The sequence below is a fragment of the Fluviicola sp. genome (assembly GCF_029266855.1).
Taxonomy (GTDB): Bacteria; Bacteroidota; Bacteroidia; order Flavobacteriales_D; family Crocinitomicaceae; genus Fluviicola.
This window is the reverse complement of sequence record NZ_JAQSWB010000005.1, coordinates 16,284-30,178: the sequence shown is the minus strand read 5'-3', so window position 1 is coordinate 30,178 and position 13,895 is coordinate 16,284. Positions and strand designations below refer to the sequence as shown.

The 13,895-nt window shown below is 42.4% G+C and carries 8 protein-coding genes; 3 read left to right on the top strand and 5 right to left on the bottom strand.

What is annotated here, in order from left to right:
• From K0S23_RS11830 to K0S23_RS11810, 5 genes are all read right to left on the bottom strand, one after another.
• On the bottom strand, positions 1–1,899 hold the full coding sequence (locus K0S23_RS11830) for a hypothetical protein (protein WP_300357545.1): 1,899 nt from the start codon (positions 1,897–1,899) through the stop codon (positions 1–3).
• Positions 1,900–2,031: 132 nt separating this feature from the next.
• Positions 2,032–2,691, bottom strand: coding sequence for a hypothetical protein (locus K0S23_RS11825; RefSeq protein ID WP_300357543.1), 660 nt, complete (start codon positions 2,689–2,691; stop codon positions 2,032–2,034).
• A gap of 71 nt (positions 2,692–2,762) precedes the next feature.
• Positions 2,763–3,656 carry an LD-carboxypeptidase gene (locus K0S23_RS11820; RefSeq protein ID WP_300357541.1) on the bottom strand — a complete coding sequence of 298 codons (894 nt, stop codon included), beginning with the start codon at positions 3,654–3,656 and terminating at the stop codon, positions 2,763–2,765.
• Between the two features lie 94 nt (positions 3,657–3,750).
• Positions 3,751–4,629 carry an anti-sigma factor gene (locus K0S23_RS11815; protein WP_300357538.1) on the bottom strand — a complete coding sequence of 293 codons (879 nt, stop codon included), beginning with the start codon at positions 4,627–4,629 and terminating at the stop codon, positions 3,751–3,753.
• A complete protein-coding gene (locus K0S23_RS11810) occupies positions 4,599–5,153 on the bottom strand; it encodes a sigma-70 family RNA polymerase sigma factor (protein WP_300357535.1) in 555 nt (184 codons plus the stop codon). Before K0S23_RS11810 ends, K0S23_RS11815 begins: the two co-directional genes overlap by 31 nt.
• A gap of 171 nt (positions 5,154–5,324) precedes the next feature.
• Here K0S23_RS11810 and ileS point away from each other — a divergent pair, with 171 nt between their 5' ends.
• The 3 genes from ileS (at position 5,325) to K0S23_RS11795 (ending at position 13,895) form a co-directional block, all read left to right on the top strand.
• Complete coding sequence (ileS, locus tag K0S23_RS11805; protein ID WP_300357533.1) at positions 5,325–8,852, top strand: isoleucine--tRNA ligase; 3,528 nt, start codon at positions 5,325–5,327, stop codon at positions 8,850–8,852.
• Positions 8,853–9,058: 206 nt separating this feature from the next.
• A complete protein-coding gene (locus tag K0S23_RS11800; RefSeq protein ID WP_300357531.1) occupies positions 9,059–11,089 on the top strand; it encodes a recombinase in 2,031 nt (676 codons plus the stop codon).
• 124 nt (positions 11,090–11,213) lie between these two features.
• Positions 11,214–13,895 carry a T9SS type A sorting domain-containing protein gene (locus K0S23_RS11795; protein ID WP_300357529.1) on the top strand — a complete coding sequence of 894 codons (2,682 nt, stop codon included), beginning with the start codon at positions 11,214–11,216 and terminating at the stop codon, positions 13,893–13,895.

Below are 13,895 nucleotides of genomic sequence, written 5' to 3'. Positions count from 1 at the left end.
TTAGCGCGTTGTAGATACCAGATATGCTGTGTTAACCAAATCTAACAGGTATTTCCCCGCGTTGTCAAAAGTACCCTCAAAACTGTAAGTAAGATTGTAAGTTGTTTTCTGACGGGTCGTTTTGGAGGAGATTACTTCAACTTCTCCTTTTTTACCTTTCATAGATGCTAATACTGCAAAGCGATGATCGTTCAAAATGGACTCAGGTAAACGATTGATCATGTCTCCCAGGTTGATGTATCCGTAAATAGAACCGCTTTTCGCAGCATTTTTCGCCAGTTTTCCGGTAATTGCCTCTGCACCGTATCCGTTGGAATGATTCTTAGCCAGATCCTCGTCGTTGGTGAAAATGAACAAGCCGTTTTTATTGATCATGTACAAAGGAACCGAGTTCAAAATTGCTTCTTCATACACCCAGTAATCTCCCATGTTCTTAAATTGGGAAGTAATACGGGACATGTGCTTCAATATTTTGTTCGGGATGTCGGGACGCGCAGTTGTAAATCCTAAAGTGAAGATAGGCATGTCTTCTTCCGCTTCGATTTCTTTTTCCCCGTATTCAAAGGTTTCTTCATCGTAAAAGAACTCAATGCGCTTTGTTTTTACGCGTTTGATCCCGTTGAAGGTTCCGAACATGCTTCCTTTATACGTATTGAAAAGCTCATCGGTATTGATGAAGTCATTCAGAAGTTCAATAGTTAATACGTTTGCGGAAATCCGAGCGTTCTTTTCTTCGCTTAGGATTGGCATGATTACTTCATACGCTTTTTCATAACCCTTTTTCAAATCAATTTGATAAGTGAAAAAACCGGTATTGTTTTTCGGGATGTACTTTAATACGTTTTTATCGAATTTTGCACTGTTTAGTTCCTGGTAAATGCTTCCTAATCCCTCTCCGTAGTAAGCTTCAACTTTCAGGTCAATGGATTTCTGATTCAAAACGATATCTCCCAGCATGACGTTCCCCGTATAGAGTTCATTCAGGTCGCGGTACAAATCGGGAAACATTGCCTGCAGGTAAAACAGACTGTTTGTATTTTTAAAATTCCGGCTGTTGTCCAGGTAGAAAATTCCGTCTGAAGGGTGTGTCAATTGACCTGCCAAACGGCTGTCCAATGCTTTTAAATTGATCTTTTTTACGAATAATTCTTCCGTAATGATGAACAGTCGTTTGCGGGAATATTCCGATTCGATACTGTCGCGCAATTCATAGTAATTCTTGAACAGATCACTTGTTTCATCAATGGCGATAGGAGTCTCATCCACTTCTTCCTCGATAATTTCTTCTATTTCGTCACCTTCTTCATTCAATGCAGGATCTTCATCGCTCAGTTCTTCCTCATCGTAAGTGTCTATTCCTTCCTCGTCGTAATACTCATCTTCCATCCATGGAAGCTCAAGACCTCTGGAGATCCAGATAGAATCCGTTATTTCGGTTAGTTTTTGCTGATCGGTATCTACGCGGATTAACAAACCAACATTTCCCTGGATCATTAAATGATTGAAATAGTTGTTGTAATATTCCGTTCCCGCAACCAGGCTTTCCTTGCGGTCAAAATCATCAAAAACGGTGAATAGTTTTTCTTTATCGCTGATCCCGAATGTAAAACCTGAAATTTCAAATTCAGGATTCTTTCCGTAGAAAATATTCATTTTCTGATTGAAGTCAATTCCGGCATCTTTCAATGTTTTTCCCTGGGTAGAACCATCAAATAATTCGGACTGCAATTCAGTCATAAAATCATATGAAACCAACTCATCCATTGATACTTTCTGAAGGATGGAGATATTGTTCAGACTAAAGATGGTGACTGCATCCTTGGGAATAATATCTTCTGATTTCTGTCCCCATGAAACAGCTCCCAAAAGGGTAATCGGAATTAAGATTTTAATTTTCATAAATGAGCGAATGAACGGATTCTACACGAAAGTAAAATCATTTTTTGAATTGGATGTGCTATTTACCGTATGAACCAGTATTTGGTTGATAACTTGTGTTAAATTGACGGCTTTTTCCTGCAATCTGCGAAACTAGTTTGAAAGGGTAAAGGTACTTTTCAGAATTGAAGGGTTCGTTCCCACGGAATAAGTAGTGGATTCGATCAGACCTGCAACTTTAGTTGGAGAGATCCGGGCCTGTGGATTATCACATTTTACAATGGCTTTGTCAAATCGGGAAACGGAAGTGTATTTTCCTTTTTTTAGTTTCTCCTGGTCTTCTGCTTTCATTTTATAAATGACACTCTGAAAATTGGGAGCTATCCGGGTTAATGTTTTCCCATCCCAAGTCAGCCAGTTCTCATCCAAAGCGGGATCGTTCTTGTCTTTGATCTCTTCTTTTATAATTTCGCGAATACCATCCTGAAGGTCTGCAACGGATTCGAAATCGCAGGAAATTTTGAAAATAAAATCGTCGTAATTCGATTCTACCTTAACATTTGAAATTCCTTGTTTTTCTTCCAGTTTGTTGCGGTAGTATTCAATTTTTTCTTTGATCTCTGGAAGTTTGGGAATCCGTTTTCCTTCTACGCTGTCAAGGGCCAGGATCGAATTGATCTTTACCTTACTGGCACTCATGTTTACGGTATACTTGTAGGTACCGCTCCCGTCTGCATGAATGGTAATATCATCCCAGATATCTACACAGGAGGACAGTATAAGAATCAGAAAACCAATTAGAAAAACACGCATAAGTCAATTTTCAAGTACAAAAGTACGGAACAAGTGGATCAAAAACAGTACCAGAAGAAGAATTATTTAGTTTATTGGAAAAAATAACTTTGATTTTCTGTCGTGGTGAGGGTAGCTGAACGACCGCAAATGAATGCCCGGTTATCTGAAACATGACCTACCGGACTTTGAAAAGCAATTGGAAACGAACGGTATTTGGTATGTTCCAGGATGAGCTCCTCGGGGGTCCAGAGTGTAGGAGCTGCCGTATCTTTCATGTCGGTCATTCCTCCCACGATTAAGCCTGCAATGCGGTCAAATACGCCTGCAAATTTAAATGCCATTAGCATCCGGTCTAAATGATATACTTGTTCACCTATGTCTTCTATAAATAAAATAGCATGATCGTAACTCGGGGAGTAAGGGGTTCCAAGCAGGGAGTAAAGGATAGATAGATTTCCCCCTACCACATCTCCTGTTGCCATTCCATATTTATTGGAAGGATGCGTATTCCAGGTGTATTGATTCTCTTTTCCGAGCAGAACATTCACTAATGATTCCAGTGATTCTTCCGAGTTTTCCTGAAAATTCAGGGGCATACTCGTGTGTGCTGTTTCAATCCCCAGTTTCAGTCCAAGACAATGGAAATTAGTAATGTCTGAAAAGCCCAGGATCCATTTCGGTTCACGTAAAAGATTGGCCCAATTTACCAGGTCAAATAATCTTACCGCACCATATCCGCCCCGGTTGCAGACAATCGCTTTTACATCCGGGTGATCAATTGCCCATTGCAGATCGTTTGCACGCTCTGTATCTGTTCCGGAAAAATACCGGTAGGTATTTGAAGCGCCCGAACCAACAATTACTTTGAATCCCCTGTCTTCGAAATAATGTTTTGCAAAATCAATGTAAGAAGCTTCAATCGCCTTTGCAGGAGAAACAAGTGCAATGGTATCACCGGGTACTAATTGAGGAGGACGAATCATGACTTAAAATTAATTCAAAAGGATGAATGCAAAATGCAAAAAACAGTAAGGGCGAAAAATTTTTCGCCCTTACTGTTTATATTTTATAAATCAATTAACTATTGATCGGTCCCATTACCACCATGTTTTCCATCGTTGGAGTAGGACTGCCGCCTCTTTTCTCCAGGGTAATTGCAAATGCGCTGATGTTTTGAGCATTCACGTCAAATGGATCTGTCATTTGTTCTACTTCATCGTAGTTGAATAAACCAACTGAAAGAGGTTTCCCGTCAGCGATTACCCACAATTGATATTGCATGTCTGCTGGCGGTGGAGTGATTTTTTCAGCATGCATCACTGCTTTTTTCATATCTGCACTCCACATTATTTTCACAGTAGCATCCGGTTCCTTTGCAGTTCCCTTCATTAAGACTGTTCGGGTACTTTGCTCTGCTAATACTTCTTGTACTGTTTGTAAATGATCTTTCTCCAGTAATAAGGCCTGTAAAACCTGGCTGTCTTTCAAATGCTCGGTTTCCATTGAGGCTAATGCGGAATCCAGGCGTTTCACTTCGCGATTGGAAACAAACCACAAAGAACCGATTCCAAGGGTTAAGATCAATGAGGCAGCTGCCATCATTTTCCACATCGGGCTTACCCCTTTTATTTCAGTAGCTGTATTTAAAGCGATAATTTTTGTTTCTTGCTTTTTCTCAGGATCCGCATTACCTGAAGGATTTTCCTGTGGGGTTTCGGCGATCTTTTTTAATATGGAAGCCCGGATAGCTGTATCAGGAGCCTGCGCTTGTTCAAGCATCATCTCCTCGCAGCGTTTCTGAACGCGAATAAACTCTGCCTGAATTTCAGGATATATTTTAGATAGGCACGCAACCTCCTGAACTTCCTGTGGGGAAGCAAGACCGAGTGTTACCGACTCCAAAATTCCTGACGCTATGTATTCGTTTATATCCACAATATCAATAATGTAAACCATTTCCTTAACTCCATCATGGCCATTCGCGAGCGGGTTTTTACAGTCCCGAGCGGAATTTCCAGCTCGTCTGCCACTTCCTGTTGCGTGTAGCCTTTGAAGTATAAGTATTCAATCATTGTTTGTTGTTCTGCCGGAAGGCGCTCTACCAATTGTCTTAATCCGATGGTACTTACATTCTGCTGAACTGTTACAGAACTATTTACGGTGGTTTCCAGAACTTGGATTTCAGACTTGCCTTCTTTTTTTAATTTTCTCAATGCATCAATAGAAGTATTTCGTGCAATATTGAGCATCCACGTGAAAAAACTGCCCTTGGTATCATCATACATCTGAATGTTTTTCCAAACCTTAATGAAGGTGTCCTGAAGCACATCCTGGGCAATGTCATCATCGGTAATAAAACGAGAAATCACTCCGTTAATCGCTCCGCAATAACGATCATAGACCTCCGCAAAAGCATTCTGATCTCCTGTTTTTACTTTGCTGACTAAAGCACTAATTTCTATGTTATTCAATGAATCCAACGAAGCGAATTTAACGAATTAAATTAATTCAAAATGAAAAATACGAAATATGAAAGGATCCGGTTTTGAATTTTGAAGTTTTCATTTTGAATTCGCCTTTAGGCTCTCGATCCTTTTTATTAAATTTGCAGTCTTTTTTGAAAAGACCAAAATTATTTAATACACAGACGAATGAGTCGTAAATACGAAGAATATCAAGGATTGAATTTGCCGAATGTTGCAAAGGCAGTTCTTGAAAAGTGGAAAAATGAACGCGTTTTTGAAGCTTCTATCACATCCCGTGACGGAGCAGAGCCGTTTGTTTTCTTTGAAGGGCCGCCATCAGCAAATGGCTTGCCGGGAATTCACCACGTTATGGCTCGTTCTATTAAAGATATTTTCTGTCGCTATCAAACCCTGAAAGGAAAACAGGTAAAGCGTAAAGCCGGTTGGGATACACATGGCTTGCCCGTGGAATTAGGGGTAGAAAAGGAACTCGGAATTACAAAGGAAGATATCGGGAAGAAGATCTCGGTAGAAGATTATAATAAAGCATGTCGCGAAGCAGTGATGCGCTACACAGATATCTGGAATCGCTTGACGGAAGAAATGGGGTATTGGGTGGACATGGAAAATCCATACATCACCTTTGATCCGAAATACATGGAATCTGTTTGGTGGTTGCTGGGTCAGATGTATGAGAAGAATTTGTTGTACAAGGGATACACGATTCAACCGTATTCACCTGCTGCCGGAACCGGGCTTTCATCACATGAATTGAACCAGCCGGGCTGTTACCGCGATGTGAAAGATACAACGGTTGTTGCACAGTTTAAGATAAAAGAGGATCAGGTTCTACCCGCCACCCTCCTTAATCCTCCCTCAAGGGAGGAGGCAGTTTCCAACTCTCCCCTTGAGGGGAGACAAAGAGGGGTGGAAACATTCTTCCTGGCCTGGACCACAACTCCCTGGACTTTATCTTCCAACACTGCACTCTGTGTCGGACCAAAGATCGAATATGTCCTGGTTTCAACCTTCAATCCGTATACGTACGAACCTGTTCAGGTTGTTTTGGCAAAAGACTTGGTTTCGGCTCATTTTGGAAAAGGATTTCTGCAGGTTGAAACAGAAAGTGAATTAAGCACTTACGAACAGGGAGCAAAACAAATCCCGTTTGTAATTCTTGGTTCTTGCAGTGGCTCTGATCTGGTCGGAATCCGTTACGAACAACTGCTTCCGGGAGCTTTGCCGTTTGAGAACGCGGATCAGGCTTTTCGTGTGATCTCAGGAGATTTCGTGACTACTTCGGATGGTACGGGAATCGTCCACATCGCACCTACTTTTGGTGCGGATGATGCGCGTGTTGCAACTGAATTCGGTGTTCCGGCTATGCTGGTTCTGGATGAAAAAGGTGTGCCGGTTCCCCTGGTTGACCTGCGTGGCCGTTTCCGGATGGAAGTTTCCGACGCTGTTTTCGGATTGGGAGGTGAATATGTGAAAACGGATTACCTGACGGATGCGGAAAAAGAAATCGAGCTTGCAAAACAGAAAGAAAGCCTGAAAGCGATCATTCCGGATTTGAAAGCATATATGTCGGTTGACGAACGCATTGCACTGAAACTGAAAATTGAGAACCGGGCTTTTAAAATCGAAAAATACGAACACAGTTATCCGCATTGCTGGAGAACAGATAAACCGGTATTGTATTATCCGCTGGATTCCTGGTTTATCAAAGTGACCAATGTGAAGGAACGTATGATGGAGTTGAATAATACCATCAACTGGAAACCGGCTTCAACCGGAACTGGACGTTTTGGTGAGTGGCTGAAGAATGCCAACGACTGGAATTTGTCGCGTTCACGTTATTGGGGAATTCCGATTCCGATTTGGTCAACCGAAGATGGGGATGAGCGTATCTGCATCTCGTCTGTAGAACAATTAAAAGCGGAATGTGATAAGGCTGTTTCTGCCGGATTGATGAGTGAAAATCCTTTGGCGGCATTTAAACCGAATAATTTCTCAAAAGAGAACTACGGACAAATCGATTTGCATAAAAATTATGTGGATGAAATTATCCTGGTTTCTCCTTCAGGGAAACCGATGAAGCGTGAAAGTGATCTGATCGATGTGTGGTTTGATTCGGGAGCTATGCCTTATGCACAATGGCACTATCCTTTTGAGAATAAGGAACTGATCGATAATAATCTTTCATATCCTGCAGATTTTATTGCAGAGGGTGTGGATCAGACACGTGGCTGGTTCTATACCCTGCATGCAATTGCTACGATGTGTTTTGACTCGGTTGCATATAAAAATGTGCTTTCTAACGGTTTGGTTCTGGATAAGAACGGACAAAAAATGTCCAAACGTTTGGGAAATGCGGTTGATCCTTTTGAAACACTTTCGAAATACGGTCCGGATGCTACGCGCTGGTACATGATAACCAATGCACAGCCTTGGGACAACCTGAAATTTGACACGGATGGAATTACGGAGGTTCAGCGTAAGTTCTTCGGAACGCTTTACAATACGTATTCTTTCTTTGCGCTGTATGCGAATATAGATGGATTCAATTATTCAGAGGCAGAGATTGCCCTGGATGACCGTCCTGAAATTGACCGCTGGATCTTGTCGAAATTAAATTCACTGATTGCACAGGTAGATGAAGCTTATGCCTCGTTCGAGCCTACAAGAGCAGGTCGTTTGATCCAGGATTTTGTTTCGGATCAGTTGTCGAATTGGTATGTACGTTTGTGTCGCCGCCGCTTCTGGAAAGGCGAATACGAAACTGACAAGATTTCGGCGTATCAGACATTATACACGTGTTTGGAAGCAGTTGCAATCATGGGTTCACCGATTGCGCCGTTCTACCTGGATCAGTTGTTCTCTGACTTGAATGCTATTTCGGGCCGTCATCCGGTGAATTCTGTTCATTTGGCTTTCTTCCCGAAATCAAATGCAGATTTGATCGATTTGGAGCTGGAAGCACAAATGGAGATCGCTCAGAACGTTTCTTCCCTGGTATTGGGATTGCGGGCAAAAGAGAAGATCCGTGTGCGTCAGCCTTTGCAAAAGATTATGGTTCCGATTTTGGATAATCACTTTGCTGCAAACATCAAGCATGTTCAGGAATTGATTCTTTCTGAGGTAAATGTGAAGGAATTGGAACTCCTGGCTCACGAGAATAACGTGTTTGTGAAATCTATTAAACCGAATTTCAAAACCATCGGCCCGAAATACGGGAAACAAATGAAGGCAATTGCTGCCCTGGTCGCTCAAATGGATCAGCACGCTATTGCTGAAGTGGAAACAAATAAGGGCTGGACCGGGCTTATTGACGGGGACGAAATTATCCTGGACATGAGTGACTTCGATATCCGTGCGGAAGACATTCCGGGATGGCTGGTCGCTTCTGAAAACGGATTGACGGTTGCCCTGGACAGTACGATTACCGAAACCTTGCGCATGGAAGGTGTGGCCCGCGAGTTGGTAAACCGCATTCAGAACCTGCGGAAAGATTCAGGATTGGAGGTAACGGATAAGATCCGTCTGACACTCAAATCATCCGAGTTTATCCAATTGGCTGCTGAAGCGAATAAACAGTTTATTTGTGATGAGGTATTGGCAACTGATTTAAAAATTACTTCTGATAATTTTGAAGGCCTTTCAACAGATATCGAAGAAGATGCAGATACTTTGATCCGTGTAGATAAAATTTAAGATTGGTGACTGAGCGAAGTCGAAGTCACCGTGACGCGTGTCGTTGAAATAGAAACTAGAAACCAAGGTGGTTGAGCGGAGTGGAAACCACCTGAAATGCCCGTCAAAAGACGGGCATTTTCTTTTTAAACAACACTTTTAAGAGATTTAACATCGCTATCTTACATGGTCTTCTTACTTTTAAGACAAAGGGAGAAGAAGAGAAGATGCGACTAGTTGGAAGAAGGAGAAAAAAGGAACTCGATGAGCTGTTTGATGAGTTTTATCATCAGGTTGATTATACAGCGGATAATTTGGAGTTCCTGGTTGACCTGGTAGCATATTTTCGTCCGGAGAAGATAGAAGAAAATAAACCGGTCAGTATTCAGCCTTTATTGGATTACCTGAAGGAAAATGCTGTGAGGCGTTATGCCATGTCCGTTTATCTTAAAAATGTACTTCAAAACCGCAAATTCACAACTATTTTAACGGATTCTGGAATTATTCGGGACGCATACTTTATGCGTGAAGTGCGGGAACGGATCGTTTCTAAAGTTTTACCGGAGCAGCCCGAACCGGATACCCTTCAGTTCTTACTGAACCAGGTTTTCTATAAGCAAACTGATTTCGAATGGATCCAGGAAATTGCTCTTCCCGAAATCAATGAATTACTTGTCTTGCTTGATTTGAAAACGATTTATGATGACAATGACCACAGTCCGGATTCTGCAATTCGGGAAATAATTAATGGAATCAGTCTGCTGATCCAGAGAATAAGCGGCAGGGCTTTGGAACAGGATGTGCTGATCATGGTCCCGGAATATGAAAATATTCAAAGTCCTTTTGAATTATTTGAAAAGAAACTCGATCTGATTCTCTTAAAGATTGCCCGCGAACTGGATTTTTCAGTTTCCACAACGGATTCTGATTTCCAGGATTTAATTCAGTTGCTTGCGGGCTGCCATCAAATTATTAATACTGCTTTTGATAATAGTGCAAAGTTTGGAATTTCCATCCGGGTAAATCAAAGTTTATTAAGAATCCGTCAGCAGTTGTACCGGATCGAAGCACTTCTGCCATTACTCGCTACGGATTCGGATGAAGATAAGCGGGATAACTCCATTTATTTAGCCATTAAGCTGATAAAGTACAATTGCAGGAAGAACAATATTCGCCGATTGTTGCTCGACAGTACACAAACCATTGCATACGAAGTAACACAGCACACGGCCAAGACGGGGGAACACTATATCACGCATTCGAAGAAAGAATACTACCAGATGCTGCTTACCGCCTGCGGGGCGGGTTTAATTGTCGGTTTTCTCTGTATCTCTAAAATCGTCCTGGGAAAATTTGAGGTGAGTGATTTTGGTCATGCCTTGCTGTATAGTTTGAATTACGCTTTCGGATTTATCCTCATCTATCTTTTGGGCTTCACATTGGCAACGAAGCAGCCTGCAATGACAGCTGCAGCTATTGTGAAGTCAATTGAGGCCGGAATGTCTGGGCTTAAGAACGAGGCCGACAGGCACCGCTCCTTTGCCATTCTTTTTTCACAGGTGTTCCGCTCTCAGTTCATTGCTTTCGTCGGAAATGTATTCGTCGCTTTTCCGGTGGCCCTTCTGCTTATTTGGCTGTTTCAGGGTTTAGCGGGTTTTCAGATTGTGGATAAACAGAAAAGTGCTCACTTGCTGAAAGATATTAATCCGGTAGAATCCCTGGCAATACTCCATGCTTGTATCGCAGGAGTGTTTTTGTTCTTGTCGGGGATCATTTCAGGATCGATTTCCAATAAGCTGAAACACAAGAAGATTTATAACCGGATAAAAGAGCATCCGGTTTTGAAAATCTCCCTGGGAAAAGAAAGAGCCCAAAGCTTTGCCTCGTGGATTGAACGAAAGTGGGCGGGGGTCGCTTCTAATTTTTGGTTTGGTGTTTTTATGGGTTCAACGGCTTCGATCGGAATCTTTCTTGGCTTGAATCTGGATGTTCGGCACATCACCTTTGTTTCCGGGAACCTGGCGATCGGATTATTCGGTGAGAACTTTCACACCGGCTGGTATCCCATCTTAATGGGAATTATTGGGATTGGTGTGATCGGATTTTTCAATTTCATTGTCAGTTTTTTACTTTCACTCTGGCTTGCCTTGCGTTCGAGGGATATTCCAATCTCTGAATTGAAGTATTTGTTTCATTCCGTTTGGTTGTATTTTAAATATAAACCCTTCTCTTTTTTCCTGCCTCTGAAGAATTCATGATAACATCATTTATTGTTGTATCAATTGTTAAGAATAAATGATAATCAAGGGTTTATATGTTAAATAATTCAGAAATCAAAAGCTGATTGCCTATTTTAGTGCTACATTAATTTATTGACTTACTATGAAAAAATCATTACTGTTACTCTCGCTTTGCGCGGGGAGTATGTTTGGTTTTGCCCAACAAGGAACTAAAATGTCCTTAAGTTCGGCTTCAAACCCTGTTCTCCTGCAGCATGCTGCTTCTTTGAATCACCCTTTGGAAAAAACCTTGCTTTGTCAGGATACCTTACGCTACCCGCAGGCAAAAGAACAAATTCTCGGAACCAATAACTTTTACAGTGGATTTGAAGTTTGGCAGGCTGATAACGAATCGGTTTCACAGACCTTTCTCAATACTTCGAGTATTTCGATTACCGGTGTTGAATTTTTTGGCGCAAGAAGTACAGCAGTAGGTTCGGCTGCTTCTGTAACTGTGAATGCTGCAATCTACAATGTGAATGCTTCGAATGCTCCTACGACCCTTATCGGAAGTGGAAATGTTACATTCACGGCAACTGCATACGGGTATCGTTATGCTACATTTGCCAGTCCAATTACTGTAACCGGTAATTATGCCGTGGTGCTTAAACCTACAAATGCAAACGGGATCCTGAATCTTTATGTAAATGATATTGCGCCCGCACAAGTGTATGACGAATTGTTTACACATTTCTTCTCCGCTTATGCCAGCTACCCGAACCCGAATAATTGGAACACCATCCCGACATTTTCCGGAGGTGCTTCAAATTACGAAGCCTTAATGGCACCAATTGTAAATTATTCGATTAACACCCAATTTACTCCTTCTTTAACAACGGTGTGCCAGGGAACACCTGTAACGTACACGAATGCAACCACTCCCATGGCGATTTTAAGTAACCGAATGATGAACTACCAGGTTTTCCGTACGTATTTCGGAGCGGCTACCGCTGATTCGACTTTTGTTTACGATATGGATAATTTATCACCATATATTTGGACCGGTACAACTACATATACTCACCCGGCTGCCGGAACTTATGATGTGCTTTTGGCAACGAACGGTGGTTTTTGGAGTAGCTGTTTTGATTTTACAACACAGACAATAACGGTTAATCCCACTCCGGCTGCTCCGACAATTACTCCGGGTGGCCCGACAACATTTTGTGCTGGTGGCAATGTCGTTTTGACATCGTCTTCCGCAACAGGGAATACCTGGTCTACCGGAGCAACTACTCAGGCAATTACAGTGTCTTCCGCTGGTTCCTATACGGTTAGTGCCATTGCATTGGGTTGTACTTCTCCGAACTCGGCAGCTCAGACAATCACAGTAAACCCTGCTGATAATGCAGGATTCACTTATCCAACAAATTCTATTTGTGATGCATCCCCAAATCAAACTCCTACAACTGCTGTTACAGGAACGTTTTCTGCAACTCCGGCCGGACTGGTTTTCGCCAATACAGCGACAGGGGAAATTAATGTGGCAGGAAGTACTTCCGGAAGTTATTCGGTAACGTATACTACCTCCGGGTCTTGCCCGAATTCAAGTAACCAGACAGTTGTTATTTCCGGCGCACCGGACGCAACTTTTACTTATGCTCAAACAAGTTATTGTACAAATGGCACGGATCCTAATCCGGTATTTGGTGCGGGAGCAAGTGCAGGGGCCTTTAGCTCTACAACAGGTTTGGTAGTGAATGCTTCAACAGGTGTTATTGATTTGGCTTCCAGCAATGCAGGAACTTATACCGTAACGAATGCAATTGCCGCAAATGGTTCTTGTCCTGCTTCAACTCAAACATTTAGTGTAACGATTGCGGCAGTGCCAACAGCGGTTGTTTCCGGTGGCGGAACACAATGCGGTCCGGGATCGTTCCCGGTAAATATTGCCTTAACCGGAACCGGTCCATGGAATATTACTTATACGGATGGAACAACTCCGACAACTGTTACCGGTGTTACCATGTCACCATACACGATAAATGCTACGGCGAATGGGACATTTACTGTTACAAATGTAGCGATGGGTGCTTGTTCTGCTGCAGGAACGGGAACTGCTTCTGTGGTATTCAATCCGAATCCAACGGTAACGTTTACACAAGTTGCGGATATCTGCGATAATGCAAATCCTGTTACTTTGCTTGCAATGCCTGCAGGAGGATCTTTCTCCGGATCAACAGGTGTTTCGGGAACAACTTTTGATCCGAACGGCTTGACTCCGGGTTCAATTACCTTGACTTATAACTATACGGATGCAAACAATTGTTCGGGAAGTGCTGTTTCAACATTTACGTTGAATGCTGCACCACAAACAACCCTTGGAACATTCCAGGATGTGTGCTTACAGGCAGCTTCATTCGGTTTAGCTGGGGGATTACCGGCTGGCGGAACGTATAGCGGAACAGGTGTTACGGGTGGAAACTTCAATCCGGCAACTGCCGGTGCCGGAACACAAACAATTACATATTCCGTTACTCAAAACGGATGTACGAATGCGGCTTCTCAAAATATCATTGTGGAGGATTGTGCCGGAATTGAAGAGGCGGAATCTTTTGGATTGGAAATTTACCCGAACCCTGCCAGTTCAACAGTGACGATCAAAACAGGAAAGGATGTTACTTTCTCTATGATCTCTGAGGATGGGAAAATGGTTTATCCGGTTTCTTCCCTAAGTATGAATACGGAAACGGAATTGCAGGTTTCTCACTTGGCTAAAGGACTTTACTTCCTTCGTTTCAATAGTGCTCAGGGCAACCTGGTGCAAAAAGTGATCGTGAAGTAA

What these genes read in the sequence shown, in the direction of transcription:
- K0S23_RS11830 (WP_300357545.1), bottom strand. Translation starts at nt 1,899, where the DNA reads ATGAAAATTAAAATCTTAATTCCGATTACCCTTTTGGGAGCTGTTTCA.
- ileS (WP_300357533.1), top strand. Translation starts at nt 5,325, where the DNA reads ATGAGTCGTAAATACGAAGAATATCAAGGATTGAATTTGCCGAATGTT.
- K0S23_RS11815 (WP_300357538.1), bottom strand. Translation starts at nt 4,629, where the DNA reads ATGGTTTACATTATTGATATTGTGGATATAAACGAATACATAGCGTCA.
- K0S23_RS11825 (WP_300357543.1), bottom strand. Translation starts at nt 2,691, where the DNA reads ATGCGTGTTTTTCTAATTGGTTTTCTGATTCTTATACTGTCCTCCTGT.
- K0S23_RS11820 (WP_300357541.1), bottom strand. Translation starts at nt 3,656, where the DNA reads ATGATTCGTCCTCCTCAATTAGTACCCGGTGATACCATTGCACTTGTT.
- K0S23_RS11795 (WP_300357529.1), top strand. Translation starts at nt 11,214, where the DNA reads ATGAAAAAATCATTACTGTTACTCTCGCTTTGCGCGGGGAGTATGTTT.
- K0S23_RS11800 (WP_300357531.1), top strand. Translation starts at nt 9,059, where the DNA reads ATGCGACTAGTTGGAAGAAGGAGAAAAAAGGAACTCGATGAGCTGTTT.